The sequence below is a fragment of the Kutzneria sp. NPDC051319 genome (assembly GCF_040682195.1).
Taxonomy (GTDB): Bacteria; Actinomycetota; Actinomycetes; order Mycobacteriales; family Pseudonocardiaceae; genus Kutzneria.
In genome coordinates this window covers 19,589-45,612 of record NZ_JBFBAM010000064.1, presented here as the reverse complement: position 1 = coordinate 45,612, position 26,024 = coordinate 19,589, and the positions used below count along the sequence as shown (strand labels likewise).

Below are 26,024 nucleotides of genomic sequence, written 5' to 3'. Positions count from 1 at the left end.
CGCTGTGCGCCCCGACACCGGGTCCTGGCACATCCATTGCAACCCGGGCCACCGCTGTTGTCCGCACGAGCGGCGACGCCTCCTTCGACTGTACCAAGTGGACTGGATGAGAAACCCATGACCGCAACCCATGACGCGCCGGCATCCGGCCGCCCGTTCGACCACATCGTCGTCGGCGGCGGCGCGGCCGGCTGCGTGGTCGCCGCCCGCCTCACCGAGGACCCGGACTGCCGCGTGCTGCTGCTGGAGGCCGGGCCGGCCGACTCCGACCCGGGCATCACTCCCCCGCACGGCGTTTTCCAACTGCTGCGCGGGGAACTCGACTGGAGCTACGACACCGTCGCCCAGCCCGAACTCGACGGCCGTGAGATCCCGATCTCGGCCGGCCGCACGCTCGGCGGTGGCGGCGCCATCAACTACCAGGCCTGGTACCGCGGCCACCCGCTCGACTACGACCACTGGGCCGTCCAGGGCATGAAGGGCTGGGGCTGGCAGGAGGTGCTGCCGTCGTTCCGCCGCAGCGAGGACCACGAACTGGGCTCCTCGGCGCTGCACGGCACCGGCGGCCCCATTCCGGTCGGCACCCCCAAGGACGTCAACCCGTTGTCGCTGGCGTTCATCGCCGCCGGCGTCGAGTACGGCCTGCCGCTGAACCGGGACTTCAACGGCGCGGAGCTGGACGGCGTCGGCCTGCTGTACAGCAACGTCCGTGACGGCGAGCGGCACAGCGCGGCACGGGGCTACCTGCGGCCGGCCATGACCCGCCCGAACCTGGAGGTCCGCACACGGGCCTTCGTGCGGCGTTTGGCGATCGACGGCGACACCGTCAACGGCGTCGAGTACGTCGACACCACCGGCACGTCGCACGTGGTGCACGCGGATTCGGTCGTCCTGTCGGCCGGCGCGGTCCGCACCCCGCAGCTGCTGATGCTGTCCGGTGTCGGCCCGGCCGACCACCTTCGCCGGCTGGGCATCGACGTGGTGGCCCACCTGCCCGGTGTCGGCGCGAACTTCCAGGACCACCCCTCGGCGCTGGTGTCCTGGCCGGTGGTCCGGGGCACGACGTGGCTGGACGCGTACACGCCGGCGAGCACGGCCCGCTACGCCGAACAGCGCCGCGGCGCGCTGGCCTCCATCGGCCAGGCCGGCGCTTTCCTGCGCTGCGGCGACAACGCGCTCGCGCCGGACATCCAGCTCACGCCCATGCTGATCGATCTGCTCACCATGCAGGATCCCGGCTTGTCGTGCCTGGTGACCCTGCTCGTGCCGGAGAGCCGGGGCACGGTTCGCCTGCGCTCGGCCGATCCCGCCGACAACCCGGTCATCGACGCCGCGTACTTCCGCGACGACGCCGACCGCCGCATCGCCGTCGCCGGCATCCGCGCTGCCTTGGAGCTGGGCGCCAGCCCGATCATGCAGTCGCTGATCGGCCCGGCGCGGTTCCCCACCGCCACCGACGACGACTCGGTGCTGGCGTCGCTGCGTGCCTCCACGATCTCCACCAACCACCCGGCCGGCACCTGCCGGTCCGGTGTGGACGACAACGCCGTCGTCGACCCGGCCCTGCGGGTGCATGGCCTGTCCGGCCTGCGGGTGATCGACGCCTCCATCATGCCCACGTTGCCGCGCGGGAACACGCACGCACCGTCGATCATGATCGGCGAGCGCGGCGCGGAACTCATCCTCGACGAGACCTACGCCGTCACCGAAACCGACCAGTATTGAGCATCATTCGCTTACGGTGAGGCCATCGTGGCTTCCGGTGGCCTCACCACCGTTTCCTTCGGCGAATCCCGGTGCTGGTCCCCGTCGAGACCTGATGCTTGTCGCGACTGCGATTGCCACGCAGAGCGTGGCGACGACCATGGCTGCGCGGTAGCCAGTGGCTACGGTGTAAGCGGTGCTGTAACCGCCGGCGGCGGTGAAGGCTGCTGAGCTTGCGGCGACGCCGAATGCCGCGCCGACCTGCCGGACGGTGGTGAACAGGCCGGACGCCGTGCCGATGTCGTCTGACTGCACCGAGCCGACCACTGATTTGGTCAGTGCGGGGACAGCGAAGGTGAAGCCCGCGGCGAGGATTGTCATGGCCGCGCCGAGGACGGGATACGGCACGTCGGGGCCGGGGAAGACGGCCATGACCACTGTTCCCGCCGTTTGCAGGGTGAGGCCGATCATGATCATCGGCCAGGTGCCCACCCGGTCGGCGTAGGCGCCGGACCGCGGCCCGAGCGCGAGTGGGACCAAGCCCAGCGGCAACAGGTGAAGTCCTGCCGCCAACGGGCTGTCGCCCTGTCCGTTCTGGAGGAACTGTGCGGTGAAGAACACCACGGCGGTCAATGACGCCGACTGCAGGAAGATACCGACGATGCCTGACGTGAACGCGGTGTCGGCGAACAGCCGCAACGGGATCATCGGTCGGCTCGCGAGTCGCTCCCACAGCAGCAGGGACACCACCAAAGCCATGCCGAGCACGATTGAGCCGATCACCGGGCCGTCGTCCCATCCGTGGACCGCGGCGCGAATCACGCCCCACACCAGTGTCAGCACCGCCGCGCCGCCCAGGACCAGTCCCGGTAGGTCGACCGATCGCCGGCTGGAGGCGTGGTCCCGAGGGATGCGCAGCGCGACACAGGCCGCGGCGGCCACCCCGATGGGAACGTTGATCCAGAAGATGTACGACCAGGACAGGGCCTGCGTGATGATCCCGCCGAGAATCGGGCCGAGGGCGGTGGCGACCCCGGTGACCGCGCCGAACACGCCCATTGCCCGCCCTCGCCGTGCGGGCGGGAAGGTCGCGTTGATCAACGCGAGTGCCGTCGCCATGGTGACCGCGGCGCCGATTCCCTGCACTGCCCTGGCAGCGACCAGCGTGGCGCCGTCGGACGCGAGGGCGCACGCCGCGGAGGCGCCGGCGAACAGCAGCAAGCCTCCGATGTAGACCGCCCGACGGCCCCAGCGGTCGCCGAGCGCGGCGGCCGTCATCAGCAGGGCCGCGAAGGTGAGGGTGTAGCTGTTGATCGTCCAGTCCAGCGTCGTGATGGTCGCGTGCAGGGCCACCCGCAGGGTGGGCAGTGCGGTAGACACGGCGAACAGGTCCAGGACGACCAGGAATGACCCGACGCCGGCCAGGGGGAGCGTCCACCGCTGGTCCGTGGTGGTTGTCGTTCGAGAGGGCATGGTGAGGTAGACCCGCACAGCGCAGGGAATCGGGCGCGACCGGTTTTCGGGGCCGCCGGTGTCGGTACAGATGTCGAGTGATTCACCACAGAGGTGAGGACGGGACCGTGGACGAGACATTGCTGTCCGGCGCACGTCAAGGCGACGCGGAGGCGTTCAGCAGCCTCACCGAGCCCTACCGGAGGGAACTGCAGGTGCACTGCTATCGGCTGCTCGGGTCCGTCGCCGATGCCGAGGACCTGGTCCAGGAGACTCTGCTGGCGGCATGGCGCGGCATCGACCGGTTCGCCAGCCGCTCCTCGGTGCGCACCTGGCTGTACCGGATCGCGACCAACCGCTGCCTGAACGCGCTCCGCGATCGCGGTCACCGGCCGACGCCGGCCACACCGCCCGCGGACCACCTCCCCGAGCCGAGCAGGCTGGACGACGTGCCGTGGCTGGAGCCGTATCCCGACACGGCGATGGAGTTCGACGCGCCAGTGCCTGGTCCGGAGGCGCGGGTGGAGAGTCGTGAGGCGGTGTCGCTGGCGTTCGTGGCGGCCGTGCAGACGATGCCACCGCGCCAACGAGCCGTCCTGATATTGCGGGACGTCCTCGGCTATCGGGGCGCCGAAGTGGCCGACATGCTCGACACGACCGAGGACGCCGTCGCCGGCGCCCTGAAGAGAGCCCGTGGCGCTCTGGCCATGCGCGAACCCGCCGGCGATCCCCCGTTGCCGAACTCTCTGGCCGAACGACGCGTCATCGACATGTTCGTCGCCGCCTTCGAACGCTGCGATGTCCCGGCCATGGTCAAGCTGCTCACCGACGACGCCTGGATGTCGATGCCGCCGCTGCCGCAGCAATACCAGGGCCGCGACGCCATTGGCAGCTTCTTCACCGACATCGCCTTCGCACACGGCACCCGGCGGTTCCGGCTCATCCCGACCCACGCCAACGGTCAACCCGCGTTCGGCCGCTACGCCCGTGATCCGCGCGCCGGCGTCGCCCACGCCCACGGGATCACCGTGCTGACCCTGGCCGGCGACCGGATCACCCGGATGACCGCGTTCCTCGGCGCGGACCTGCTCCCCCGGTTCGGTCTGCCTCGAATACTGCCCGACTAGGGTGCTCACCGCCGCCGGACCTGGACGCTGTCGGGGCAACGTCCGCCGGTCATAAGCACGACCTCCGCTACGCCGATGAGCGGGCGCCTCGCTCTCCCGCGGGCCGAGAAAACCCGTTGCGGGTGGCCGCCATCAGATGCACGGTTGATCGACCACCATTGCCGGGAGGGACGATGACGGGCATGTCGCTGCCCACCCCCACGCTGCACACCGCTCGCCTTCGACTGCGTCCGTTCGACGACGCGGATGCGGACGACCTGTTCGCACTGCACAGCAACGCCTACGTGTTGCGCTACTGGGACGCACCGCCGTGGAGCGAGCACGTGCGCTCCGAACGGTTCATCGCGGCGTGCCGGCAGATGGCAGAGGAGGGCACCGGGGCGCGGCTGGCCGTGGATCGTGTCTCCGATGGCGCCTTCATCGGCTGGTGCACCCTGAGTCGGTGGAATCCGGACTACCGCAGTGCGTCGCTGGGCTACTGCTACAACGAGGCGGCGTGGGGCCACGGCTACGCGACGGAGGCCGCGCGCGTCTTGCTGCGGTGGGCGTTCGACACGCTGGACCTGAATCGCGTCCAGGCAGAAGCCGACACACGCAACGTGGCATCTGCCCGCGTGCTGGAGAAGCTCGGGTTCGTGCGTGAAGGGACGCTGCGGGAGGACTGCGTCGTGAACGGCGAGGTCTCCGACTCGTGGGTCTACGGGCTGCTCAGGCGGGACTGGCGGCCGTCGTCCGAGCCGGTTCCAGCCCGCTGAGTCCTCGACTGGATGACCACCACACTCGCCCCTCGGCTCACCGCCGACATCGTCGCCCAGCTACGCCGTCGCAGCCGACCGCCTGCCCGGCGAGGGCTCAGGGCCCTGGGCGTGCACCTGGAACGGATTGGCCTTTGCTCATGCGCAGGATCAAGGCGACGGCGTCCTCCGAGTGGCCTGCCGGAGTCAGAACTTCCTGCAAGAGCAGGCCACGAATCGCGGCAACGGTGACGGTGGCCAAAGCCGGCGCTTCCTTGGCGTCGAGCCCTTCGCGTTCCGCGAGCGAGGCCAGCATCTTGGTCAGGTCGTCGAGCGAGTCGATGAACTCGCGAAAGTCCTCCGGGCTGTACGCGGCCAGTCCTACGACGTGAAAGAACCCACGGACACGCGACAGCTGCTGCGGGCGAGTGTAGGCGCGCCAGATCGACACCACGAAGTCGTCGAAGGTGCCCTCGGGGGCGGCCTCGAAAAGCGCCTCGTTGTCACGGGAGCGCTGTGCCTTCAGCATGGCCGCCAAGACGCCCGGGAGCGACCCGAAGTGGTATCGCAGGTGGGCGTGGTTGGTCCCGGTCCTGGCGGCGATCTCACGGAGCGACACCTCCGGTGCGGGAAGGTCCTCGCCGAAGGCGTCGAGGAGCCGAGCGAGGAGACGCTCGCGTGCGTCGCTCTTGCGTTCCGTGCTTGACAGGATCACTCCCACAGTTTATCCATTGGATAAGAACCTGGCTACGCCGTGTTGCCCGCACATGGTCGCAGCCTGCGGAGGGAGCGACTCGTGGAACGGTGTCAAGTGGTCGGCGCGACCGTCGTCGACGGATCGGGTCGCGACCCCGTCGACGTCGACATCAGCATCGACGAGGGGCTTATCACCCAGGTCGGCGCCTCCGGCGCACGCGGCGAGCGCCTGGACGCCGGAGGCCTGACGATGACGCCCGGCCTGATCGACGCTCACGTCCACCTGGGCTTGTCGAGCCCGATCCAGCCGCAGTTCTCGTTCCGGATCAGCGCCGCCGAGCTCGCGGCGGACATCTTCGCCACGGCCGGCGCGACGCTCGACGCCGGCTTCACCACCGTCCGGGACACCGGCGGGGTCGACGGCGGCCTCGTCACCACGATCGCGAAGGGCAAGGTCAGAGGGCCGCGCGTCCTGTCGTGCGGACCGGTCCAGTGCCAGATCGGTGGGCACGGCTACTTCGGAGCCGACTGGGAGCCCACCGAGCTGTGGGACAGCCACCACCTGCCCGGCCTGTGCGCCCTGTCCATGATGTCCGGCAACGCGGACGAGCTGCGGCGCAACGTGCGCGAGGCCTTCCGTCGCGGAGCCTCCTTCCTGAAGCTCTGCGTGACCGGCGGAGTGGTCGGAGCGCACGACCGGCTGACCGACACCCAGTTCACCGTCGAGGAGATCGCCGTCGCTGTCCAGGAAGCCGCGGCGCGGGGCACCTACGTGACGGTGCACGCCCACAACAACGACGGCATCCGGAACGCGGTCGAGGCCGGCGTGCGCTGTGTCGAGCACGGCACCGACCTCGATGAATCCACGGCCACCCTGATGGCCGCTCGCGGGGTGGCCCTCGTGCCCACGTTCGCCGTCGTCGAGCAACTGCTGCGCGACACCGCCGGAGCGGGCCTCGACGAATCGACCCGCGATCGAGTGCTGGGTGTTCGTGAGCGGATGACCGCGGCGCTCGCTGCCGCCAAGGAGGCCGGAGTGCGGATCGGGCTGGGATCCGATCTCATCGGTCCGGCTCAGAACCGTCGGGGCGAGGAGCTCAGGCTGCGCGCACAGCTCGAAACACCGATGGAAGCCCTCGTCGCGGCCACCAGGACCAACGCGGAGATCCTCGGCCTGTCCGGCCAGGTCGGCGTCATCGCTCCCGGCGCGCAGGCCGACCTCGTGTTGTGGAACGGCAACCCGGTCGAAGACCCGGAGCTGTTCGCCGATCCCGCCAATGCCGTCCTCGTTCTCAAGGCCGGCCGAGTCGTGAAGGACCTTCGATGAGCACCATGTGGCAGGGCTGCCTCGCCGACACCGACTATTTCGAGCTGCGTTCCAGCGGAGGGCACGACTACGGCGTCTGGGTCACCACGCCACCGGGCTACGACCCCGCCACGACACAAGCGCCTGCCGTGTACGTGCTCGACGGCAACTGGGCCGTGGGCATGACGGCTCCGCTCATCGTCACTCAGAAAGACCCCATGCACCAGATCCAGCCCTACATCCAAGTCAGCGTCGGTTACGCAGGCGAGGAAGCACAGCACTGGGATCGGCTGCGCAACAGGGACCTCGTGCCGCCGGGCGAGCCCATCGCCAAGGAGCTCGTCGATGCCGTGGAGATGGGAGTTCGCACGGGCGCGAGGACACGTGAAGAATCCGACGCCTACCTCGCCGAACTACGCGACACCCACGCTGATGCGTTCCTGAGCTTCCTCACCGCGGAACTGCACCCGCGGATCGAACGCGACTACGGCACAGCCACGAGCGGTCACGGCCTTTTCGGCTACTCCTACGGCGGTCTCTTCAGTCTCTACACCTGGCTCACCGGCTGCACGCTCTTCGAGAGCATCGGAGCGGGCAGTCCCGGCGTCACCGGTGAGGACAGCCAAATCTTCTCGCGGCTTGAAGAACTGGGCGAAAACCTGCCTGCCGCCAAGCTTCACCTGACCGTCAACGACCAAGAGCTCCTTGGAGACCTGGCCATCTACCAGAACCTCGCGAAGAACACGGCTACCGTCCTGCACCGCCTGACCGCCCGCGGCGCAGCCGTCACCAGCGCGGTCCTGCGCGAAACGCACGTGACCGGCCTACAGGCATCGTTCCTGAGCTACCTCAGGACCTGCCGTGGCCGCTAAGTGCCTGGGTGCCGACGTGGTCGTGATCGGGGCGGGAGTGATCGGTTCGTCGATCGCCCTTGAGCTCGCCCGGGCAGGGCACCGGGTGATCGTGCTCGATCGGGCCCCAGGAGCCGGACAGGGGTCGACCTCGGCGTCGAGTGCGGTCGTCCGGTTCAACTTCTCCACCACCGCCGGGGTGGCGACGTCGTGGGAGGCGCATTTCGGTTGGCTCGACTGGGCCGGCCACCTCGGGCACGATGTCGGCGACCTCGCCATGTTCCGCAAGAGTGGGCTGGTCATGCTGGACGTCGAGACGGCTCCGCGTACGTCGTGGCTTCCGTTGTTCAACGAGATCGGTGTCCCCTACGAGGAATGGGACAGCGCGACCTTGGCCGAGCGCGTTCCGGGCATGGACGTCGGCCGCTATTGGCCGCCGAAGCGGCTCGACGACGAGGAATTCTGGCAGGACTCGCACCACACGCTCGGCGGCGTGTACACCCCGGATGCCGGCTACGTCTCGGACCCGAGCCTCGCCGCCGTGAACCTCGCCGCCGCGGCCTCGGCGTGCGGGGCGGAGTTCCGCTTTCGCAGCACGGTGACAGCGGTGGAGAAAGCCGGCGGGCGCGTGACGTCGGTGCGGTTGTCGGACGGCGCCCGGATTCCCTGTGCCGTCGTGGTCAATGCGGCCGGTCCGTGGTCGGGCGTGGTGAATCGGCTGGCCGGCGTGGGTTCCGACTTCACGGTCGGGGTGCGCCCGCTGAGGCAGGAAGTAGCGCACGTGCCGGTCCGCGAGGGCTATGGCGGACCGGTGGTGGCGGACATGGATCTGGGCACCTATTTCCGCGGTGAAGTAGGAGGGGGCCTGCTCGTCGGCGGAACGGAACCGGAGTGTGATCCGATGCGGTGGACCGACGACCCGGACGCCGCCGACATCCACCCGACGGCCGCGGTCTTCGAGGCGCAGGTGACGCGGGCCGCGCGGCGGTTGCCCGGTCTGACGGTGCCCAACCGGGCGCGCGGCGTGGTGGGCGTGTATGACGTCGCCGACGATTGGACTCCGATCTACGACCGCTCCGAACTCGAGGGCTTCTACCTCGCGATCGGAACCAGCGGCAACCAGTTCAAGAACGCGCCGGTCGTGGGGCAGCTGATGACGGAGCTGATCAACCAGGTGGAGAACGGCGTCGACCACGACGCCTCACCCGTCCGGTTCCGGGCCCCGCGCACCGGCCTGGAGATCGACCTGGGCGCGTTTTCTCGTAAGCGCGACCGAAACACCGCGAACTCGGGCACCGTGATGGGCTGAGCCGGAACTCGGAGGAGCCGATGCTCTCCAGGCCTGGATCGACAACACCGCCACGCTCCGGCGCTCGCGTCGGGGAGCACACGCGAGCGCCGGCCGGTCAGCCCTGAGCGGCGCGGGCCCGCACCATGGGCGAGGTGTCGAAGACGCTGATCACGTGGCTGATCTTGCCGTCGGTGACGGTGAGGTACTCCACGCCGTGCAGGTTCTGGACGAAGGGCAGGTCGACGGCGTAGACGGTCGCCGCGTGGGTGTCGTGGCCCAGCACGTCGATAACCTTGCCGTTGACGACCATGCCCACGAACGGCGCCAGGAACTGGCGGTAGCCCTCGATGCCCTCGATCCGGCCGGTGGGGGCCTCGCACACGACGTCGTCGGCGACCAGGCTCAGGGCCTTCTCGGCGTCACCGCCGGTCCAGGCCCGGACGTAGGCGTCGGCGATCTTCTGAGCGGCACCGGTGGTGGCGGTCATAACTGAGGAATCCTTCCTTGAGGTGACGTCCGCGGTGTCCGCGGCCGATGACGTCATCCTTCGCCCTCATACATGACAGCCGCCGTCATATAGGGACGGTCGCTCGGGCGTGATCGCCGTCACGCCCGCGCGACGCAGTCCGAGCGCATATATGTCATCGAGTGACCTATAGGAGGAGACTCGCGGCATGAAGTCCGACCGCCTGCTCTCGATCCTGCTGCTCCTGCAGACACACGGACAGCTGGCGGCCGCGACCCTGGCCGAGCGCCTGGAGGTGTCGACCCGCACGATCATGCGCGACGTCGAAGCCCTGTCCACGGCCGGAGTTCCCGTCTACACCGTCCGCGGTCCCCAGGGCGGCATCGCCCTGCTGCCCGGCTATCACACCGACGTGACCGGCCTGACGGCCGACGAATCCCGAGCCTTGTTCGTGTTGTTGTCCGGCTCCGCCCACGTCGACCTCGGGCTCGGCCACGCCCTCGGCTCCGCGCTGCGCAAGGTCATGGCGGCACTGCCCGCCCCATATCGGTTCGACGCCGACCTGACCAGCCGCCGCATCCTGATCGACCCTGTCCGCTGGCGTGGCTCCCCCGGCCCTGACCGTGTCGGTCCGGACCTGGATGCCTTTCAACGGGCCGTTTTCGCGGACTGGCGGCTCAGGCTGCGCTACCGGCACGGCCGCGACAACCGCGTGCGCACCTACACCGTCGACCCGTACGGGCTGGTCAACAAGGCCGGCGTCTGGTACCTCGTCGCCGACCACAAAGGCGAACCCGCACTCTACCGTGTGGACCGCGCTCGGTCGGTGACCGTGCTGACCGAGCCGGTGCGGCGACGTGACGGTGTGGAGTTGGCCGGGACCTGGGAGATCCTGCGCCGGCGCATCGACGACCTTCCCGCCCCGCTGGCGGTCACCGTCCGGGTGCGGGACGACACGCTGGCCCTGTTCCTCCGCGTCCATCAAGCCGATCTCGCCGACCCCGACCAGGTCGACTCCCCACCGCCCGCGACACAAACCGGGTGGACCACCGTCGAACTGCGTTTCCGTTCCCTGTTCGCCACTCAGACTCTGCTCGCCTTCGGCCCCGACGTCGAAGTCCTCACGCCTGACGAGGCGCGCCAAGTCCTGGCCCGTTTGGCCGCGGCGATCGTGGCGCGCTACGAACTGCCGGCCGCAGGACAGTGAGCCTGGTCCGCGAGATCGACCCGAAGCAAAGTCGAGCCGGGGTCAACCGTTCGGCCGCCGCCGCCCAGCTCGCCCTCGGCTGGACCGACCTCGCGCCGCCGAATACGTGCTGTTTCCCGACCGTCCGTTGTGGGCAATCTGCGCCGAGCGCCTTCAGCAGCGAGGACGCCGGCCGGAGACGGATACCTCATGCCAGATTCAGACACGCCGAGTGATGGCAACGTTTGGACGTTGGACCTAGACGACGCCGCACTCCCGCCCATAGTGGCGGTCCGGCGTTGGTGCGGCAGGGCACTCGCGCAGATCGGCGAACCCCACCTGAATGACGTTCTCCTGGCGGCAGTGGAGCTGCTGGCCAATGCCTACGACCACGGCGGCGGGGCTCGGCAGGTGCGGCTGAGTCACTCACGTCAGCCCTGCTGGGTTCGCATCGAGGTCGAGGACAACAGTCGAGAACGTCCGAGAATGGCTCGACATGGCCGGGCTGACCAGGTACGGGGCCGCGGCCTGATCATCCTGGACCGGTTGGCCGGCGAGTGGGGCGTACGAGACGAGCCCGCCGGTGAGGGCAAGTCCGTGTGGGCCGTCATCTCCTGCTCCGGTGCGGAGCGCGTGCCATGCCAGTCGCCCGAGCCTCACAAAACCGATGAAGATCGCCGCTCATGAGCGTCGCCTACAGGCAGTAGCGAGCCGTCAAGGCACGAGCACGGCGGCGCCGTTCACGCGATCGGTGGCGAGGTCGGCCAGCACGCGGTCGGCGTGGTTCAGCGGATACGGGGAGCACCGATTAGGTTTCCGCATCGCGCCCGTCTGCACGTGTGGGATCGACTCACGAGAGGCTGCCACGATGCGGAAATTGATCTTCGGCATGAACGTGACCCTGGACGGCTACATCGCCGCGCCCGGCGACGACATCGGCTGGAGCGGACCGCCGAGCGACGAGCTGTTCCAGTGGTGGCTCGACCACGAGCGGGCCAGCCAACTGTCCCTGTACGGCCGCAAGCTGTGGGAGGCGATGAGCTCCTACTGGCCGACCGGCGACCAGCAGCCCGACGCCACGCCGGCGCAGGTCGAGTTCGCGCGGAACTGGCGGGACACGCCGAAGGTGGTGTTCTCCTCGACGATCGACAAGGTCGACTGGAACACCCGCCTGGTCACCGGCGACGCGGTCGCCGAGATCACCCGGCTCAGGGCCGAGGACGGCGGCCCGATGACCATCGGCGGCGCGACGCTCGGCGGGGCGGCCATGCGGGCCGGGCTGATCGACGAGTACGCGATCGTCACGCACCCGGTCCTGGTCGGCGCCGGCACGCCGTTCTTCACCGCGCTGGACAGTTGGACGAACCTGAGCCTGGTGGAGACGCGGACGTTCCCAGACGGTGTGGTCATGGCCCGGTACGAGACGAGGCGATGAGCACAGGCCGGCAGCTCGGGTCGGCGTTGCCGACGGGCGTGAAGACGCCACGTCGGCAATGCCGGATCCTTGTGGTCACAGTGTCGGAGGCAGGCCCAGCCATGGTTTGTCGGTGGCGTCGAATCCGGTGAGCTCGGCGATCTTCCCGTCGGCGATGTGCAGGACCGCGATGTTCAACAGCCGGTACGCCGGGTCGTCGGGGGTGCGCAGGTACAGCGCCGCGGCCGGCATGTGATTGACGGTTGTCGTGACACAGCGCCAGTCGTCGTGGCCGGGCTGGAAGAGCCCGCCGGAGACCCAGCCGTCCACCGAGTCCTTGGCCCCCACGATGACGGTGCCCGGATCGGGCAGCATCGCGAAGCGCAGGTCGTCGCGCAGCAGGGCCATCAGCCCTCCGAGGTCGCTGCGCTCGTGGGCGTCGATGTAGGACTTCACCACGCCGCGCTCCTCGTCCGACAGCTCGTGCGTGGCGGGGCTGCGCCAGTCCAGCCGGTGGTCGGACAGTTGCTCGCGCATCGTCACGCGCGCCCGCTGCAGTGCGCTGGTCACCGACGCGACGGTCAGCTCAAGGGCGTCGGCGGCCTTCGACGCCGGCCAGCCGACGACGTCGCGCAGGATGAGCACCGCCCGCTGCCGTGGCGGCAGGTGCTGGACGGCGACGATGAACGCCAGCTCGATCGTCTCCCGCGCCACCACCGATTCCTGCGGGTCCTCGGGGAACATCCGGTCGGGGTAGGGCTGCAGGTACGGCAATTCGGAGCCAGGGTCGGACAGCCCGGACGGCACGGGTGTCCGGTCATTGCGCTTGTCCAGGAAGTCGAGGCAGGCGTTCGTCGCGATCCGGTACAGCCAGGTCCGCAGCGTGGCGTGGCCGTTGAACGACTCCCGCTTGTGCCACGCTCGCAGGAACGTCTCCTGCGTCATGTCCTGGGCGTCGTCGTAGTTCGCGAGCATCCGGTAGCAGTGCACCTGCAGCTCACGCCGGTGGCGCTCCGTGATGAGTGCGAACCGCGCCGTGTCGCCCGAGCGGGCCGCCGCGATGAACGTGGCCTCTGCGGGGCCCAGAGGTCTGCCGTCGGTCATGGTCGTCGATCCTTCCACCGGTGCGAGGGCCACCAGAACCGACGACACGGCGGAGGATTTCTCATCGGTGAAGCCGACGAGCTCGCCGGCCTCGTCCGTGGCGCCCGGCCAATCCGTCGACGACGCGTCGACCGTCAGGCCTGTGGCGCTCACAGCGACGCGCGCAGTTCCCACAACTCCGGGTAGAACCGGTCGTCCAGACGGGATTTGAGGTGGGCGGCCCCGGCAGTGCCGCCGGTGCCGCGCCTGCGGCCGATCTGGCGCTGGACGGTGAGCAGGTGCCGGCCCTGCCAGGACGCCCACGCCTGGTCGTGGGCGATGAGGGCCTCGGCGAGGTCCCAGAGCTGACGGTGCTGGTCGGTGCGCGCGGCGAGCCGGCGGCAGGCGGCAGCCCGGTGCGACGTCGTCGCCACGTCGAAGCCGGCGTCGGTGAGCAGGGCCAGAAAACCGTCCCACAGCGAGGGTTCCTCGAACCGCCGGCGAAGCCGTGAGCGTTCCTGCTCGGTGTACCACGGCCGGTCGAGATAGGTGTCGTCCCGCGAGCCGGACAGCAGCGCGAGCTCCCAGAACTGGGCGGACTGACCGCCGTTGCCGGCGCCGAGCGCGCCGCGGAAGACAGCGAAGTCCTGCGGCTCCATGGTGTCCAGCACGTCGAATTGGGCCAGCAACGCCCGCTGGATGACCACGGCGCGCTCCAGCCGTTTGCGGGGCAGGTAGCTCTCGCCGCCGAGCATCCGATCCCGCGCGTCGCCCAGTTCCAGCAGCAACTGCTTGAACAACAGCTCGAAAACCTGGTGCACGGTGATGAACATGAGCTCGTCGTGCGCGTCGGGACCGGCGTGTGGGCATTGGTTCTCCAACAACGCGGGCAGCTGGAGATAGGCGCCGTAGGCAGGCATCAGGGTGCACTCCCGTCGATCAGACCGTGCGCGGCGAACTGCTCGACCGCACCGGGCACGGCGAACACGCCGGCCGACTCGCACATGCGGAGGCTGGCCCGGCAGATGGCTCTGATCCGCTCGTCGCCGGCGTCGCCGCCGTAGCAGTCGCGGACGACGGCGGTCGCCGTGGAGTCGTCCAGGCCCGCCAACCGGAGTGACGAGCGAACCGGTTCCACGTCCCAGAGCAGGCAGCCGCGGATCAGCGCAGGCAGCGCGAACCCCACGCGAGCCCGGGTCGGCTCGTCCAGCTGGCGCCAGAGCTCGTGGAAGAACCCGGTGAAGTAGCGGTGGTGCCGCCCCTCGTCCAACGCGTGGTCGCGGACGGTCTCCCGGACCGCGCCGACCACCGTGTCGTCGTTCGGAATCTCGTGCAGCACGGCGGTGATCAGCGTCTCGAACACGACCACCTGCAGCAGGACGGCCAGCCGCGGATGGTCGGGCAGGGTCAGGGCGGCGGCGTCGGCCAGCTGGCCGACGAACCCGCCGTAGTCCCAGCCCGGCACGGCCACCCGGGTCACGGCGCCGATCTGGTCGGCGAGGTCCAGGCTGTACAGGGCGTGGTAGCCCTCGTCGCAGTACACCTTGAACGCGGCCAGCCGGCTGGCGGGCGGCAGCTCGATCCCGCTGCGGCCGTTGGCGATGAGCTCGGCCCCCCGATTGACGACGCGGGTCTCCAGGTGCGAGGTGGACAGCAGGAACTGGTAGAGATGGCGCACCGTCAGTTCGCGCCGCCGCTCGTCGGGCAGCTCACGCACGGCCTCGTGGGACAGGTAGGGCACCAGCCGTTCCGGGAAGAAGACCCTGCCCGCCTCCGCCTCCTCGTGGAAGACCCGTCGGACGCCGGTGCGCACGCCGGCCAGGTCGTGCCATCGGTCCATCGGGCCGGTCACGACAGCCCGCCGATGCGGCGCAGCGCTTCCCGGACGTGGCCCGGGTCCGTGGTGTGGCACAGTCGGAACCAGCCGGGCTCCGGGCCGCCGAACGCCGTGCCGGGGATGAGGTTCACCCTGGCCTCGTCCAGCATTCGTTGCCACAGCTGGTGCTCCGGCAGCCGCCGGCCGAGGTCGGCCCAGATCGTGAAGCCGGCCCCCGGCCGCACATGGGGGATGCCGCAGTCGGCGAGGCAGCCGGCGGCGTGGTCGTAGGAGTCGGCGAGCCGGGACTGATTCTCCTTGAGGAAGCCGGCGACCCAGTCCTGGTCATCGAGCAGACCGGCGAGCAATGCCTGCGTGTGGGTGGAGACCGGGGCGAAGTAGGCCAGCGCGGTCGCCGCCGCGAGGACCTCCGGATGCTCGGTGCGCAACACGCCCACCTTGAGACCGGACAGCCCGAAATCCTTGGCAAATCCCCAGATCACGTGCAGCCGGGCCCGGCTTCCCTCTCGTACCAGTGGATCCAGCACGCTGACGAACGGCCGGGCGCCGAACACGGAGTTGGCGTAGATCTCGTCGGCGATGACATCCACGTCGTGGCGCTCCGCGACCGCCAACACCTCCCTGAGTGCCGCCGCGGGATGGACGTTCCCGGTCGGGTTGCACGGCGAGGTGATCGCGACCGCCCGCACGGTGACGCCATCCTTGCGGGCCTGCACGATCGCCCGTTCGATGGCCGAGGCGTCCAGGGCGAAGCCGTTCGCGGGAGACAACGGCGCCGGTCTCAACTTGGCTCCCGACCGGCCCGTGAGCAGCACATCGAGCGCGCTGTAATAGGGCGCGGGAACGACGATCGCCTCGTCCGGGTCACACAGGACGCTCGCGATGACGTCCAGCGCAGCGCTCGCGCCGCTCACCACGACCAGCTGGTTCGGGTCCACCGGTGTGCGCCAGGTCCCGGACAGCAGCTGCGCGGTCGCGGTGCGAAGCCGCACCGATCCGTGCAGTGGGCCGTACCGAACGTCCCGAGGGCCGATTTCCCGCGCTGCGGCGAGCTTGGGCGACAGCAGATCCCACACCAGCCGGTTCTCCGCCGTGCCGAGATTCAGGTAGCCGGCCGGATTATGTTGTGGGTCATAGGGATCCTGTTCGACCCGCAGGTGGGCGGCCGCGATCGCCGGGGCGTGGGCGGTCAGCGCCGCGGCGCGCCTGGACACCATCAGGCCACGCTCCTCGCGGTCGTGCTGCTGGCGTGGCCCATCGCGGCGCCGGGGCCGGTGAGCAGCCCCGGGTGCACGCCGAGCCCGAGCGACGCGTCGAGCACGGCGCCGTGCAGCAGCGAGGCCTCTTCCCGGCACAGCCACCAGATCAGCTCGGCGACCTCCTCCGGGTTGATCAGCCGCCGGCCCGGCAGCCGGTGGACGAGGTCGTCCAGTTCGGCGCCGGCCAGCCCGTCGAGCAGGCTCGCTTGCAGCATCGGGGTCCGCACCGCGCCCGGGCAGACCGCGAACACGTCCACCGGCTCGTGGGTCAGCTCGGCGGCCAGGTGCTTGGTGAGGTACACCAGCGCCGCCTTGCTCATGCCGTCGGCGATGTGGAAGTCGGGGAAGGTGGCGACCCCGCCGCCGACGCTCGCCACGTTGACGATCTTGCCGTGGCCGCGGTCGAGCATGCTCGGCAGCACCGCCCGGGCCAGCCACAGCGGCCCGATGCTGTTCACCTGGAGGAACGCCGCGTCGCACTCCTCCGGCGAGCCCTCGACGTAGCGCTGCACCGTCTTCGACCCGACGGCCGCGTTGTTGATCAGGATGTCGACCGGTTCGGGCAGCTGCTCATGCAGCCGCCGATGGCTCTCCCGGTCCCCCTGGTCGAACTCGAACGCTCGCGTCCGCGCGCCGCCCAGCTCGGCCACGAGTGCCTCCGCCGCCGCACGGTTCGAGCGGTAGGTGAACCACACCCGGTGACCGCCGAGTGCGAAGCGACGGACCAGCGCCCGACCGATGCCGGTGGAGCCGCCGGTGATGAGCACGCCGTGCCTTGCCATGCCTCGATTCTGTGCCCGCCCGCCCCATCCACGCCGGCGACGCCGGCACTCCGTGTGATCGTCCGGCAGCTGTCCCCCGTCGCCCGGATCCGGGCGAGGAGATGGGTCCGACGGCTGGCACGCTCAGTACCGGCTTCGGCAGGTGCGAGCGCGTGATCAGCTGAGTGCCGGCTCAGCCGGCGAGGCGCACACTGCCGGCATGGACCGGCAGGCGGTGCACCGCGAACTCGATGGAGCGCGGACGGCGTTTCACGAGCTGCTGGACGGCGCCTCCGACGACGATCTGCGCCGTCGGTCGGCGGGGACGCGGTGGTCGAACAAGCAGCTGTTGTTCCATATGCTCCTCGGCTACCTGATCATCCGCGCGCTGCGGAACCTGGTCGTGGTGGTCAGCCGGCTTCCGGAGCCAGCCGGGCGGACCTATGCACGGGTGCTCAACGCGGTCACGGTGCCGTTCGACGTGGTGAACTTCGCCGGGGCGTGGCTGGCGGGGACGGTGCTGCCGCGTCGAATGCTGCTCCGCCTGTTCGACGGCGTCATCGCGGCACTGCATCGTCGGCTCGACAGCGAGTCCGAGGCGACGCTGGCGAGGAGCATGCACTACCCGACGCGGTGGGACCCGTTCTTCCGCGATGTGATGACGCTGGCCGACGTGTACCACTTCCCGACGCAGCACTTCGACTTCCACCGCGCTCAGCTCACATTGGACGCCTGCTGAGGAACACGACGTCGCAAAACGGTTCGGCCAGCAGGAGGACGCGTATGCGGCACACGCGTTCCTGCCCGCCTGAGCTTCCACCGCCGCACTCCGGGCCGAACCGGGCACGGATCGAACGCCTTCCGGTGGATAACTTCGAATTCAAAGCATGTACGATCGCGGGATGAGTGAACCGGCGCCAGGCCTGAGCGCCGAGCAACTTGGCGCGTACTTCGCTCTGGTGGAGGTCGGCGGCCTTCTCCAGTACGCGGTGGACGAGCACCTGCGCGTCGACGGCGACCTCAGCCATGTGCAGTTTCAGGTCCTCGCCCGGCTCGTCGACGCGCCCGGGGGCAAGCTGCGGATGACCGATCTGGCCGACGGTGTCGTCTACAGCCGCAGCGGGCTGACCTACCAGGCGGGCTTGCTGGACAAACGCGGCCTGATCACCCGTTCGCCGTCGCCGGACGACGAGCGCAGTGTCATGGTGGCGGTCACCAAACTCGGCCGCGGCCTGGTCGCCCGGGTGCTCCCGGGGCATGTCGACCGCGTACGGCGCCTGTTGTTCGAGCCCTTGACCGGTGACGACGTCACCGCCCTCAACGTCGTTCTGGGCCGGATCCGTGACCACATGCGCGCCGCTCCACCCCGCTCCGCCAAGCCTCGCGCCCGGCGCAACCAGACCGACTAAGGCAGGGAAGAGCGATGGACCGCGCGTTGCTGGCGGACTTTCTCCGGGCTCGCCGGGAAGCACTGCAGCCGGAGGAGGCGGGGCTGCCGCGGGGCGCCCGGCGTCGTACCGGTGGGCTGCGGCGCGAGGAGGTCGCGGTGCTGGCCGGCATGTCGGCCGACTACTACAGCCGTCTTGAGCAGAAGCGCGGCCCGATGCCGTCCGAGCAGATCCTGGCCGCCGTGGCCGGGGCCCTGCGCCTCAGCCCGAGCGAGCGGGAACACCTGTTCGCCCTCGGCGGGCACGCGGCTCCGCGGCGTGTCCTGCCGGACGACCGGGTCGGCCTGGCCGTCAGGACCATCGCGGAGCGGCTCTCGGACACGCCCGCGATCGTGTTCTCCCGGTTCGGCGAGGCGTTGCTGCAGACCCCGGCGGCGGTGGCGTTGTTCGGTGACTACACCCGTTTCGACGGCCTGTCGCGCTACCTGGTCTATCGCTGGTTCACCGACCCGGCCCAGCGGGCCATCTACCCGCCCGAGGACCATGACGTGCGCGCCCGGGTCTTCACCGTGGACCTGCGGGCGGCGTACACGACCGATCCGGCGGGCACCGCCGGGGAGATCGTCGACGCGCTGCTGGCGGTCAGCCCCGAGTTCGCCGAAGTCTGGCGGCGGCACGAGGTGGACGTCACCCATCACCACGATCTCAAACGCTACCGGCACCCGGAACTGGGCGAGCTGGAGTTGTACAGCCGGCGGTTGGTGGAGCCCGACGAGGGCCAGGAGCTGCTGGTCTTCATGGCCGAACCCGGATCACCGAGCGAGGCGAAGCTCCGGCGGCTGATCACCATGACCGATGGCGAGGCGTGAGCCGAGCCTGACGTTCTTATCCATGCTCTGTCAGACCGTGGATGACGAGAACGTTCATCCGCCTCCCGTTCCGCGCCACGCTTGAGTGGTCGAACCGGGAAGGCGGTGAGCGACGTGGATCGGGAAACGCTGGCGCACTTTCTCCGGCAACACCATGACGAGGCGGTCCCCGGCCGGCCCGGTCACCGGGCCAGCCCGGTGCTGGAGCTCATCGTCGAGCGCCTGCCGGAGTACCCCGCGACGGTGTTCTCCCGGTTCGGCGAGGTGTTGCTGCAGACCCGTCCGGCGATCGCCCTGTTCGGCGATTACACGCGGACCGGCGGATCGTCGCGTTTCCTGGTGGATCGCTGGTTGAGCGACCCGTCGGCGCGTGAACGCTACCTGGTCGAGGTGGGTGTCCCCGTTCGGCGCCGCCCGAGGTGCTATTGGCATGTCGCACTGGGCAGGGTGGCTTTGTATCGCCACCTGCTGGCCTGTCCGACGGAGCGCCAGGCGCTGCTGGTCTTCATGGCTGTCCCCGGCTCCGCCAGCCACGCGAAGCTGCATGCTCTGGCCGCCGCGAGCAGTGAGAAGAGTTCTGCCGACCGGCGGTGACCCTGGCCAGGACGGCTGTCACCGGCCACACCGAACCCGCTTCAAAACGAAGCTTGCCATCGCCCATACATGCTTCGAACTCGAAGCACAGCGGATTCAGAGAGAAGAGGCTCGTCATGAAGGCAGTGCGTTTCCACGAGTACGGCGCCCCCGAGGTCCTGCGCTACGAAGACGTGGACCAGCCGGTCCCCGGGGTCGGCGAGGTTCGGATCCGGGTGGCGGCGACGTCGTTCAACCCGGTCGAAGGCAACATCCGCGCCGGCGTCATGCAGGGCCCCATCCCGCTCCAGCTGCCGCACACCCCCGGCATCGACCTCGCTGGCACGGTCGACGCGCTCGGCGAGGGCGTGACCGGCTTCGACATCGGTGACCGGGTGATCGGCGCCCTGCCCCTGACCAGCACCGGCGCGGCCGCCGAGTACGTCGTCGCCCCGGTTCGGATCCTGGCGGCAGCCCCCACGAGCGTCCCACTGGTGGACGCCGCCGGGCTACCGCTGGTCGGGCTCACCGCCTGGCAGGCGCTGTTCGACCACGCGAAACTGACCACCGGCCGGCGAGTGCTGATCAACGGCGCGGGCGGCGTCGTCGGCGGCTACGCGGTGCAGCTGGCCAAGAACGCCGGCGCGTACGTGATCGCCACGACCGGCCCGCGCAGCTCCGAGCAGGCCAAGACGGCAGGCGCCGACGAGATCCACGGCCCCGGCATCCCGCAGCTGTCCGAGCCGGTCGACGTCGTGCTCAACTTCGCCCCGATCGCCCCGGAGCAGATGGCCGCCCAGGCCGCCGTGATCCGGGACGGCGGCGTGCTGGTCAACACCACCGTGTGGATGCCCGCCGCGTCCGACGAGGCCCGCGGCGTACGGGGAGTCGATCTTTTCTTCCGGCCCGACGCCGAACAGCTCGCCCAGTTGGTGACCTTGCTCGACGCCGGCAAGCTGCACCTCGGGGCGACCCGGCGGGTGCCGCTGGCCGGGCTGGCGCAGGTGCACGCCGACGTCGCCGCCGCCCCGGTCAACGGAAAGATCGTCTTCGTCGCCCCCGGCGCCACTCTCGGCACGAGCGGATGACGAGGACGGGTGTGGTGCCTGGATCATGGCCACCCACGGCGATGACCTTCCAGGTCACGCAACCAGCGACCACTCGCCCGGCCAGGTCGGCTCGGGTCAACCGCAGGGCACCGTGAGTTCCTTGCCTACAGCGGTGTAGGTGTTCACCGCGGCGCCGTTGCACGTGTACTGCACAAAACCCTTGCCGCTGGCCACGACCTGCTCGACACCGTTGACCAACCGGGAGATCGACACGGGGAACAGCACAGTCGGCCCCAACGGCCAGTAGGAGATCTCGTTCACGGCGGTCAGCGTGGTCGAGGTGGCGGTGAAGGTCTGGATGGGACCGCCAAGGGCATGAGCGGGTGCCGCCGTGGCGACGGCACCGCTCATCACCGTGGCCACGGTGGCGGCGATCAGGACATATCGATGGTTTCTGCGGGACATGGCTACCGGTCTAGCAGCGCCACCAGGAGCTGTCAGCCGCCGTTTGTGCTCATCCGGCCTACGACGATGTCGGGCGGACATCCATCGGCGACGATGGTCCACAATGGATGGACGGCGAACGCGTTCCCCCGGCGTGACGGCACTTTCGTCCTCAGCGGAACTGGCGATGTCCGACCGAACTCCCGGAAGGCCGAGCAACGCGGGTTCGGCGGGCATGAACTGTCCGATGTGGACCACTGCATTCGAGGCCCGGCTACGCGGCGAAGTCCCCGAAGCCGGCACGAAGGTCATCGACGAGCGCGATCCTCAGCGATCGGGGCGGTCGCCGGCCAGGGCGCGACTCGCCGTCGCGAAAACCGTGGGCGTCAATGCCGGATTGTCCAGATCCGGCAACCATCCGGCCGAACCGGTGCAGGCCGCCAACGCGTAGGCGCAGGCCCGCAGGGTGTCGAAGTCGGCCCGAGTGGCGGACTTGTCGTGCAGTGCCCGCACCAGACCGGGTAACGCCAGCAAGGGGTGCGCCGGGTCGTCGGCGGCGATCAACGGCGGCTGCCCCTCCTCGGTGGAGGGCAGGACGACCGGCACACCGCCGCCCAGCGGATCAATGACCGCGTCGGAGCGATGGGTGATCCGACGCAGCGGATAGCTCAGGGCGTCGGTCGGCTCCCAGGACACGATGTCGCCCACCCCGATCGCCAGCAGCAGCGGGCACATCGTCGGAATCGCCGTGGACTCGACGATGACCACCCGTGCCGTCGCCGGCGAGCGACCGGTCCTGGCCAGCAACACCAGCACCCGACTGGCGAGTCCGACGGCGGTCATCTCCTCACGGGTCAGACACGGAACCTCCGCCGTCGCCAGGAACTCCGCCTTCAACCGCCGGGCCCGGATCTGGTCCACCCCGCACAGGTAGACGGCATCGACGCCGAGCGGACGAGGCGTGGACAGCAGTTCGGCCGAGGCCGTCACGATCTCCAGATCGGGAATCTCGCCGGGCAGGTCGCTGTCGGCATCCCCGATGACAGCCAGTCGCAGCGGCCGCCCCATCGCAGTCACCCGTTCCCTTCGGGCAGTGTGACAAGAATGTCCGGATCCACCCACCCGGCGACATCGACATCGTGCCGGCGGGCGACCGCCAGCAGATCGAGCAGCCGACCCGAGTGCAACTGCTCGTGATAACCATCGGCGTCCCGCCCGGCCTGGCGGATATCGCGTTGGACGTCCTGGACGCGGCCGCGCAACGTCGCGACGAACTCACCCATCGGATCCGCCCTCCCACGGCCGCCGACCCAGCGGCATCAGGTTCTGCCGCCCGGTGCGTGTGACTCCGGCGCCGGTCCGGGCACGGCGGTGCGGAGGTCTTCCAGCAGCTCGATCTGGCCCGACAGCACGCCGGTCAGGATCGACCGGGCGACCGCGAGCAGCTCGGCCACCTGCGGACTGGTCAGCGAGTAGTAGACGTTCGAGCCTTCCTTGCGGGTGACCACCAGGCCGGCCCGGCGCAGCACCGCCAGCTGCTGCGACAGGTTCGCGGCCTCGATCCCGACCTCGGGCAACATCTCGGCGACCGCGTGCTCACGCCGGCTGAGCAGCTCCAGCACCCTGATCCGCGCCGGATGCCCCAGCGTCTTGAAGAACTCGGCCTTCAGCTGGTACAGCGGCCTGCTCACGCCGACCACCCCGCCCTCGTCGTCATGACGTGATCCTCCCCTGCCCCTGTCACCGGAGGACCGAGCACACCCGCCCTTCATAAAATCGACAATTGCCAATCTATGCAAGTCTTCACAACGCGAGAGGTTACTCCACCGCCGGCACGGCGTCCAACGTGGTCCCTGACCACCTGTCGTCGCTGCGTCGGGGCTCCAGACCGCCTGCCAGGGACGGTGTCGACGCCGGCACCGGCAGGACACGCCGCCCGTGCTTCAGCCGAACCCCCACCGCGAGACCGGTTTTGGCCGCAGAGACAGGAAGTTGTAGGGCGGCAGCGGGGCAAGCACCCTGGCGGTGACGGTGTCGGGCAGCGCCTCGACGGCCGCGGCGATCCGATCGAGCTGGTTCGCGCGCACCAGGAGCGCCCAGCTGCGCCCGCCATCGTCGGACTCGCCGAGAGCCACCGTTTCCGTGGCAAGCCCGGCGAGCAACTCACCGGCGCGCCGGTCGATCCAGGCCCTGACCTGATCGGCGATCCGCCGGCCCTGCTCGATGGTCGCCTCGAAGCCGGCGACCGGACGGGTCAGCGTCGGCCGGTCGTCCGCCAAGGCCGCCAGCACCGCGGTCTCGTCGAAGGTCAGATGGACCCGAGCCTCCACCAGGCCGGTCAGCCGGTCCAGCGCCAGCCGCAGTCCCTCGGGATCCGGACGCAACGCGTTGTCCCGCACGGAGTCGTCGTCCGGCCCGATACTGCCGAAGCGCAGTGGCAGCACCGGGCCGTCGGCCATGAGGGCGCACAGAACGTCCAAATGGGACCGCGCATCCTCGGCGGTGAGTTCGACGCCGGAACCGAGGTCCGAAACCACGACCGCCAGATCGGCGAGGACGACGGCACGCAGTCCGGCGGGCAGCGGGTGATCGGCGCGGACGATCCCGTACAGCGCCAGGGTCACGTGGTCGCCACCGGCGGCGCCGGCTGCTGCGGGTACACCGCCACCGGCGACACCACCGCGGCCGGCAGAGCCGGCGTGCTGCGCCGTGGCAGCGCGCCCAGCTGCTGCATGGCCTCGACGTAGCGGATGTAGGTGTCGACGCTCGCGATCACGATACGGGCCTCGATGGTGAGCAACTCGATGCCGATCACCGACACGCGGATGAACGCGTCGATGACGATGCCCTTGTCCAGAACGATGTTGAGCACATCGGCCAGGCTGGTGGAGCCACCGGGGCTCTGGATCACGCTGGTCACACCGAACCTCCGTCGTCGAAGAGCGTGCGCAGTTCGCGGAACTGCCGGTCCAGTTCGATCAGGGCCCGGCCGAGCCGTTCGATCTCGTCCGGGGTGAGGGTGCCGGCCTCCATCCGCCGCAGCACCTGGCGTTCGATCAGCTCGCGCACGATGTCCAGCACGGCCACGACCAGCCCGCCGAGCCCGCGGCCGGCGTCAAGGGCGAACCGGCGGGGCGGGGCGGTCACCGGACCTCCAGGGTGTCCACGGCGGCCAGCAGGGCGCGCAGGTCCAGCCGGATCAGGTCGACGCCGGCCAGCGAGATGAGCACATCGCCGTGGACGACCACGCCGGCGGTGATCACGCGGTCCAGCACCTCGACGAGGTCGTCGGCGGTCATCGAGCCGTCGTCCGCAGGTCGCTGAACGAGTAGGGCGGCCAGGGACCGGTGATCTCGACCGGACCGTCGATCCGGTCGGCCTCGGCGAGGAACTCGCCCTCGCCGGCCAACGGCACGAGGTATACGGCGTCGAGTCCGAACTCCGCGGTGGACCGGCGGATCGTGCTCCGACCGGCGTGGCGCGCGAGTCGTTCGTGCAGCTGCTCGCCGCCGCTGCGTTCGCGACGGCGCAGCGCCAGGTAATCGGCGCCGCTGAGCCCGTCCGGTGGCACAGCCTTCGGCCGCCGCACCCGCACGCCCCATTCGCGGTGGCCGGCGAGCGCGTCAAGAGCGGTGACGGCCTCGTCGTAAGCGTCCCTGAGCAGTTGGCGCGCCGCGTCGTCATCGGTGAACATCGTGGCGAAACGGAACGGCAACACGCTGGCGCCTTCGAATAATTCGACAATCACGTCGTGGTGCCGGCGCACGAGCGGCAACATCGCCGGATCGGTGAATTCGGCCGGATCGACATCGGCGACGACCAGAGCGATGTCCCGGTACGTCAACGCGCGAACCGGCGCCGCCGGAACGGCGGTCGGCCAGCGGGTGATGGTATACGCGTAAACCGCAGTCTCAGGGTTTTGGCTCGCCGTCGCCCGCGAGTTGGCGACGGCCGGGTGAGAAGAAGGGATCATTGGTCCACCAGTCCATGCCCATTTCCTGTGCGGTCTGCGCGGACGCCACGAACAGGCGCACCCGCAGCGTCAGCAGTTCGACGTCGACGACGCTCACCGAGATGTCGCCGACGATCACGATGCCCTTGTCCAGCACCCGTTCCAGCACGTCGGCGAGGGAGCCGCCGGATCTGGTCGCCAGCTCGTCGGTCACCCGTCGGTCGCCCCTCTCGTATACCGCCGCAGCCGCTCGAACCCGCACAGGCCGCCGTCCGCGTCGACGTCGACGCGATAGGTCGCCACCACGCTGGTCGACGCGGGAATTCTGGCCAATTCGACGACGTCGAACAGGACCGACCACCCGCCTTCGGGGCGCGCCTTGATTCCGGTGGCCGTGCAGTTGTCATGGCCGGTCATCGTGTGGAATTGACTTCTGGCGGACTCCATGGCGGCCGCCGCCGTGTTCGGCGGCTGTTGCTCCGACAACGGCCTTCACCTGCCCCGTTCATCGAGTTGACCATATCGTCATTCTCGCGCGGCAGGCTCCGTAATTTCATGTCGAGCGAATGCAGCAGACACGGA

The 26,024-nt window shown here is 69.5% G+C and carries 33 protein-coding genes and 1 pseudogene; 14 read left to right on the top strand and 20 right to left on the bottom strand.

From position 1 onward, the window contains the following. Positions 1–117 precede the first annotated feature (117 nt). On the top strand, positions 118–1,725 hold the full coding sequence (locus AB0M73_RS38835; RefSeq protein ID WP_363902210.1) for a GMC family oxidoreductase N-terminal domain-containing protein: 1,608 nt from the start codon (positions 118–120) through the stop codon (positions 1,723–1,725). A 3-nt stretch (positions 1,726–1,728) separates the two neighbouring features. Here the strand turns inward: AB0M73_RS38835 and AB0M73_RS38830 are convergent, their stop codons facing one another. Next, positions 1,729–3,177, bottom strand: coding sequence for a DHA2 family efflux MFS transporter permease subunit (locus AB0M73_RS38830; protein ID WP_363902232.1), 1,449 nt, complete (start codon positions 3,175–3,177; stop codon positions 1,729–1,731). A gap of 107 nt (positions 3,178–3,284) precedes the next feature. Between AB0M73_RS38830 and AB0M73_RS38825 the strand changes: the two genes are divergently transcribed. Further along, on the top strand, positions 3,285–4,283 hold the full coding sequence (locus AB0M73_RS38825) for a sigma-70 family RNA polymerase sigma factor (protein ID WP_363902207.1): 999 nt from the start codon (positions 3,285–3,287) through the stop codon (positions 4,281–4,283). Between the two features lie 182 nt (positions 4,284–4,465). Beyond that, positions 4,466–5,038 (top strand): GNAT family protein, encoded by a 573-nt coding sequence (locus AB0M73_RS38820; protein ID WP_363902204.1) that lies wholly within the window; start codon positions 4,466–4,468, stop codon positions 5,036–5,038. Between the two features lie 97 nt (positions 5,039–5,135). On the opposite strand, the gene AB0M73_RS38815 is transcribed toward AB0M73_RS38820, so the two are convergent. Continuing rightward, positions 5,136–5,732 carry a TetR/AcrR family transcriptional regulator gene (locus AB0M73_RS38815; protein WP_363902201.1) on the bottom strand — a complete coding sequence of 199 codons (597 nt, stop codon included), beginning with the start codon at positions 5,730–5,732 and terminating at the stop codon, positions 5,136–5,138. A gap of 81 nt (positions 5,733–5,813) precedes the next feature. Between AB0M73_RS38815 and AB0M73_RS38810 the strand changes: the two genes are divergently transcribed. Genes AB0M73_RS38810 through AB0M73_RS38800 form a run of 3 tightly spaced genes read left to right on the top strand, consistent with a single transcriptional unit; the run spans position 5,814 to position 9,179 of the window. Beyond that, positions 5,814–7,040 (top strand): amidohydrolase family protein, encoded by a 1,227-nt coding sequence (locus tag AB0M73_RS38810; RefSeq protein ID WP_363902198.1) that lies wholly within the window; start codon positions 5,814–5,816, stop codon positions 7,038–7,040. After that, complete coding sequence (locus tag AB0M73_RS38805) at positions 7,037–7,891, top strand: alpha/beta hydrolase-fold protein (RefSeq protein WP_363902195.1); 855 nt, start codon at positions 7,037–7,039, stop codon at positions 7,889–7,891. Before AB0M73_RS38810 ends, AB0M73_RS38805 begins: the two co-directional genes overlap by 4 nt. Then, positions 7,881–9,179 carry an FAD-dependent oxidoreductase gene (locus AB0M73_RS38800; RefSeq protein ID WP_363902192.1) on the top strand — a complete coding sequence of 433 codons (1,299 nt, stop codon included), beginning with the start codon at positions 7,881–7,883 and terminating at the stop codon, positions 9,177–9,179. The genes AB0M73_RS38805 and AB0M73_RS38800 overlap by 11 nt, the downstream gene beginning before the upstream one ends. Positions 9,180–9,276: 97 nt before the next feature. Here the strand turns inward: AB0M73_RS38800 and AB0M73_RS38795 are convergent, their stop codons facing one another. Further along, a complete protein-coding gene (locus AB0M73_RS38795; protein WP_363902189.1) occupies positions 9,277–9,648 on the bottom strand; it encodes a nuclear transport factor 2 family protein in 372 nt (123 codons plus the stop codon). 187 nt (positions 9,649–9,835) lie between these two features. On the opposite strand from AB0M73_RS38795, the gene AB0M73_RS38790 reads away from it, so the two are divergent. Both AB0M73_RS38790 and AB0M73_RS38785 read left to right on the top strand, forming a co-directional pair. After that, entirely contained in the window at positions 9,836–10,834 is a 999-nt protein-coding gene (locus AB0M73_RS38790; protein ID WP_363902186.1) for a WYL domain-containing protein, read from the top strand. A 189-nt stretch (positions 10,835–11,023) separates the two neighbouring features. Continuing rightward, positions 11,024–11,500 (top strand): ATP-binding protein, encoded by a 477-nt coding sequence (locus AB0M73_RS38785; protein ID WP_363902184.1) that lies wholly within the window; start codon positions 11,024–11,026, stop codon positions 11,498–11,500. 27 nt (positions 11,501–11,527) lie between these two features. On the opposite strand, the gene AB0M73_RS38780 is transcribed toward AB0M73_RS38785, so the two are convergent. Next, positions 11,528–11,680 carry a hypothetical protein gene (locus AB0M73_RS38780; RefSeq protein ID WP_363902181.1) on the bottom strand — a complete coding sequence of 51 codons (153 nt, stop codon included), beginning with the start codon at positions 11,678–11,680 and terminating at the stop codon, positions 11,528–11,530. Position 11,681: 1 nt separating this feature from the next. Here AB0M73_RS38780 and AB0M73_RS38775 point away from each other — a divergent pair, with 1 nt between their 5' ends. Beyond that, on the top strand, positions 11,682–12,248 hold the full coding sequence (locus AB0M73_RS38775; protein ID WP_363902178.1) for a dihydrofolate reductase family protein: 567 nt from the start codon (positions 11,682–11,684) through the stop codon (positions 12,246–12,248). Between the two features lie 75 nt (positions 12,249–12,323). Here AB0M73_RS38775 and AB0M73_RS38770 read toward each other — a convergent pair whose 3' ends face one another. Genes AB0M73_RS38770 through AB0M73_RS38750 form a run of 5 tightly spaced genes read right to left on the bottom strand, consistent with a single transcriptional unit; the run spans position 12,324 to position 17,188 of the window. Beyond that, positions 12,324–13,484, bottom strand: coding sequence for an RNA polymerase subunit sigma-70 (locus AB0M73_RS38770; RefSeq protein ID WP_363902175.1), 1,161 nt, complete (start codon positions 13,482–13,484; stop codon positions 12,324–12,326). Then, positions 13,481–14,230: a tryptophan 2,3-dioxygenase family protein gene (locus AB0M73_RS38765; RefSeq protein WP_363902172.1), complete on the bottom strand. Its 750-nt coding sequence runs from the start codon at positions 14,228–14,230 to the stop codon at positions 13,481–13,483. The genes AB0M73_RS38770 and AB0M73_RS38765 overlap by 4 nt, the downstream gene beginning before the upstream one ends. Continuing rightward, complete coding sequence (locus tag AB0M73_RS38760; protein WP_363902169.1) at positions 14,230–15,150, bottom strand: diiron oxygenase; 921 nt, start codon at positions 15,148–15,150, stop codon at positions 14,230–14,232. Before AB0M73_RS38760 ends, AB0M73_RS38765 begins: the two co-directional genes overlap by 1 nt. A gap of 8 nt (positions 15,151–15,158) precedes the next feature. After that, entirely contained in the window at positions 15,159–16,364 is a 1,206-nt protein-coding gene (locus AB0M73_RS38755; RefSeq protein ID WP_363902166.1) for an aminotransferase class I/II-fold pyridoxal phosphate-dependent enzyme, read from the bottom strand. Then, positions 16,364–17,188, bottom strand: coding sequence for an SDR family oxidoreductase (locus AB0M73_RS38750; protein WP_363902163.1), 825 nt, complete (start codon positions 17,186–17,188; stop codon positions 16,364–16,366). Before AB0M73_RS38750 ends, AB0M73_RS38755 begins: the two co-directional genes overlap by 1 nt. Before the next feature lie 199 nt (positions 17,189–17,387). Between AB0M73_RS38750 and AB0M73_RS38745 the strand changes: the two genes are divergently transcribed. From AB0M73_RS38745 to AB0M73_RS38725, 5 genes are all read left to right on the top strand, one after another. Beyond that, positions 17,388–17,906 carry a DinB family protein gene (locus AB0M73_RS38745; protein ID WP_363902160.1) on the top strand — a complete coding sequence of 173 codons (519 nt, stop codon included), beginning with the start codon at positions 17,388–17,390 and terminating at the stop codon, positions 17,904–17,906. A 163-nt stretch (positions 17,907–18,069) separates the two neighbouring features. Then, entirely contained in the window at positions 18,070–18,576 is a 507-nt protein-coding gene (locus AB0M73_RS38740) for a MarR family transcriptional regulator (protein WP_363902157.1), read from the top strand. A 14-nt stretch (positions 18,577–18,590) separates the two neighbouring features. After that, the gene (locus AB0M73_RS38735) at positions 18,591–19,424 is read left to right on the top strand and encodes a helix-turn-helix transcriptional regulator (RefSeq protein WP_363902154.1); all 834 of its coding nucleotides are present in this window, start codon (positions 18,591–18,593) and stop codon (positions 19,422–19,424) included. Positions 19,425–19,529: 105 nt separating this feature from the next. Further along, complete coding sequence (locus tag AB0M73_RS38730; RefSeq protein WP_363902151.1) at positions 19,530–20,018, top strand: hypothetical protein; 489 nt, start codon at positions 19,530–19,532, stop codon at positions 20,016–20,018. Positions 20,019–20,134: 116 nt separating this feature from the next. Further along, on the top strand, positions 20,135–21,085 hold the full coding sequence (locus AB0M73_RS38725; protein WP_363902148.1) for an NADP-dependent oxidoreductase: 951 nt from the start codon (positions 20,135–20,137) through the stop codon (positions 21,083–21,085). Positions 21,086–21,181: 96 nt separating this feature from the next. On the opposite strand, the gene AB0M73_RS38720 is transcribed toward AB0M73_RS38725, so the two are convergent. The 11 genes and pseudogenes from AB0M73_RS38720 to gvpO all read right to left on the bottom strand — a co-directional run bounded on the left by AB0M73_RS38720 (position 21,182) and on the right by gvpO (position 25,928). Beyond that, complete coding sequence (locus AB0M73_RS38720; RefSeq protein WP_363902145.1) at positions 21,182–21,511, bottom strand: hypothetical protein; 330 nt, start codon at positions 21,509–21,511, stop codon at positions 21,182–21,184. A gap of 306 nt (positions 21,512–21,817) precedes the next feature. Next, positions 21,818–22,558, bottom strand: coding sequence for a hypothetical protein (locus AB0M73_RS38715; protein ID WP_363902143.1), 741 nt, complete (start codon positions 22,556–22,558; stop codon positions 21,818–21,820). 5 nt (positions 22,559–22,563) lie between these two features. Then, a complete protein-coding gene (locus AB0M73_RS38710; RefSeq protein ID WP_363902140.1) occupies positions 22,564–22,773 on the bottom strand; it encodes a hypothetical protein in 210 nt (69 codons plus the stop codon). A 36-nt stretch (positions 22,774–22,809) separates the two neighbouring features. Further along, entirely contained in the window at positions 22,810–23,181 is a 372-nt protein-coding gene (locus AB0M73_RS38705) for a metalloregulator ArsR/SmtB family transcription factor (protein ID WP_363902137.1), read from the bottom strand. A gap of 252 nt (positions 23,182–23,433) precedes the next feature. Continuing rightward, entirely contained in the window at positions 23,434–24,114 is a 681-nt protein-coding gene (locus AB0M73_RS38700; RefSeq protein WP_363902134.1) for a GvpL/GvpF family gas vesicle protein, read from the bottom strand. Between the two features lie 98 nt (positions 24,115–24,212). Beyond that, positions 24,213–24,410 (bottom strand): annotated as a pseudogene (gene gvpJ, locus AB0M73_RS38695) (gas vesicle protein GvpJ); the annotation flags it as partial. Next, entirely contained in the window at positions 24,407–24,637 is a 231-nt protein-coding gene (locus AB0M73_RS38690) for a gas vesicle protein K (protein WP_363902131.1), read from the bottom strand. The pseudogene gvpJ (AB0M73_RS38695) and the gene AB0M73_RS38690, both read right to left, overlap by 4 nt. Beyond that, positions 24,634–24,789: a gas vesicle protein GvpJ gene (gvpJ, locus tag AB0M73_RS38685; RefSeq protein ID WP_363902128.1), complete on the bottom strand. Its 156-nt coding sequence runs from the start codon at positions 24,787–24,789 to the stop codon at positions 24,634–24,636. The genes AB0M73_RS38690 and gvpJ (AB0M73_RS38685) overlap by 4 nt, the downstream gene beginning before the upstream one ends. Then, positions 24,786–25,463, bottom strand: coding sequence for a GvpL/GvpF family gas vesicle protein (locus AB0M73_RS38680; RefSeq protein WP_363902125.1), 678 nt, complete (start codon positions 25,461–25,463; stop codon positions 24,786–24,788). The genes gvpJ (AB0M73_RS38685) and AB0M73_RS38680 overlap by 4 nt, the downstream gene beginning before the upstream one ends. Then, a complete protein-coding gene (locus AB0M73_RS38675) occupies positions 25,402–25,656 on the bottom strand; it encodes a gas vesicle protein (RefSeq protein ID WP_363902122.1) in 255 nt (84 codons plus the stop codon). The genes AB0M73_RS38680 and AB0M73_RS38675 overlap by 62 nt, the downstream gene beginning before the upstream one ends. Beyond that, positions 25,653–25,928 carry a gas vesicle protein GvpO gene (gvpO, locus tag AB0M73_RS38670; protein ID WP_363902119.1) on the bottom strand — a complete coding sequence of 92 codons (276 nt, stop codon included), beginning with the start codon at positions 25,926–25,928 and terminating at the stop codon, positions 25,653–25,655. Before gvpO ends, AB0M73_RS38675 begins: the two co-directional genes overlap by 4 nt. Between the last annotated feature and the right edge of the window lie 96 nt (positions 25,929–26,024).

What these genes read in the sequence shown, in the direction of transcription:
- AB0M73_RS38835 (WP_363902210.1), top strand. Translation starts at nt 118, where the DNA reads ATGACCGCAACCCATGACGCGCCGGCATCCGGCCGCCCGTTCGACCAC.
- AB0M73_RS38830 (WP_363902232.1), bottom strand. Translation starts at nt 3,177, where the DNA reads ATGCCCTCTCGAACGACAACCACCACGGACCAGCGGTGGACGCTCCCC.
- AB0M73_RS38820 (WP_363902204.1), top strand. Translation starts at nt 4,466, where the DNA reads ATGTCGCTGCCCACCCCCACGCTGCACACCGCTCGCCTTCGACTGCGT.
- AB0M73_RS38805 (WP_363902195.1), top strand. Translation starts at nt 7,037, where the DNA reads ATGAGCACCATGTGGCAGGGCTGCCTCGCCGACACCGACTATTTCGAG.
- AB0M73_RS38795 (WP_363902189.1), bottom strand. Translation starts at nt 9,648, where the DNA reads ATGACCGCCACCACCGGTGCCGCTCAGAAGATCGCCGACGCCTACGTC.
- AB0M73_RS38790 (WP_363902186.1), top strand. Translation starts at nt 9,836, where the DNA reads ATGAAGTCCGACCGCCTGCTCTCGATCCTGCTGCTCCTGCAGACACAC.
- AB0M73_RS38785 (WP_363902184.1), top strand. Translation starts at nt 11,024, where the DNA reads ATGCCAGATTCAGACACGCCGAGTGATGGCAACGTTTGGACGTTGGAC.
- AB0M73_RS38775 (WP_363902178.1), top strand. Translation starts at nt 11,682, where the DNA reads ATGCGGAAATTGATCTTCGGCATGAACGTGACCCTGGACGGCTACATC.
- AB0M73_RS38765 (WP_363902172.1), bottom strand. Translation starts at nt 14,230, where the DNA reads ATGCCTGCCTACGGCGCCTATCTCCAGCTGCCCGCGTTGTTGGAGAAC.
- AB0M73_RS38760 (WP_363902169.1), bottom strand. Translation starts at nt 15,150, where the DNA reads ATGGACCGATGGCACGACCTGGCCGGCGTGCGCACCGGCGTCCGACGG.
- AB0M73_RS38755 (WP_363902166.1), bottom strand. Translation starts at nt 16,364, where the DNA reads ATGGTGTCCAGGCGCGCCGCGGCGCTGACCGCCCACGCCCCGGCGATC.
- AB0M73_RS38750 (WP_363902163.1), bottom strand. Translation starts at nt 17,188, where the DNA reads ATGGCAAGGCACGGCGTGCTCATCACCGGCGGCTCCACCGGCATCGGT.
- AB0M73_RS38745 (WP_363902160.1), top strand. Translation starts at nt 17,388, where the DNA reads ATGGACCGGCAGGCGGTGCACCGCGAACTCGATGGAGCGCGGACGGCG.
- AB0M73_RS38740 (WP_363902157.1), top strand. Translation starts at nt 18,070, where the DNA reads ATGAGTGAACCGGCGCCAGGCCTGAGCGCCGAGCAACTTGGCGCGTAC.
- AB0M73_RS38735 (WP_363902154.1), top strand. Translation starts at nt 18,591, where the DNA reads ATGGACCGCGCGTTGCTGGCGGACTTTCTCCGGGCTCGCCGGGAAGCA.
- AB0M73_RS38725 (WP_363902148.1), top strand. Translation starts at nt 20,135, where the DNA reads ATGAAGGCAGTGCGTTTCCACGAGTACGGCGCCCCCGAGGTCCTGCGC.
- AB0M73_RS38720 (WP_363902145.1), bottom strand. Translation starts at nt 21,511, where the DNA reads ATGTCCCGCAGAAACCATCGATATGTCCTGATCGCCGCCACCGTGGCC.
- AB0M73_RS38715 (WP_363902143.1), bottom strand. Translation starts at nt 22,558, where the DNA reads ATGGGGCGGCCGCTGCGACTGGCTGTCATCGGGGATGCCGACAGCGAC.
- AB0M73_RS38710 (WP_363902140.1), bottom strand. Translation starts at nt 22,773, where the DNA reads ATGGGTGAGTTCGTCGCGACGTTGCGCGGCCGCGTCCAGGACGTCCAA.
- gvpJ (WP_363902128.1), bottom strand. Translation starts at nt 24,789, where the DNA reads ATGACCGCCGACGACCTCGTCGAGGTGCTGGACCGCGTGATCACCGCC.
- AB0M73_RS38680 (WP_363902125.1), bottom strand. Translation starts at nt 25,463, where the DNA reads ATGATCCCTTCTTCTCACCCGGCCGTCGCCAACTCGCGGGCGACGGCG.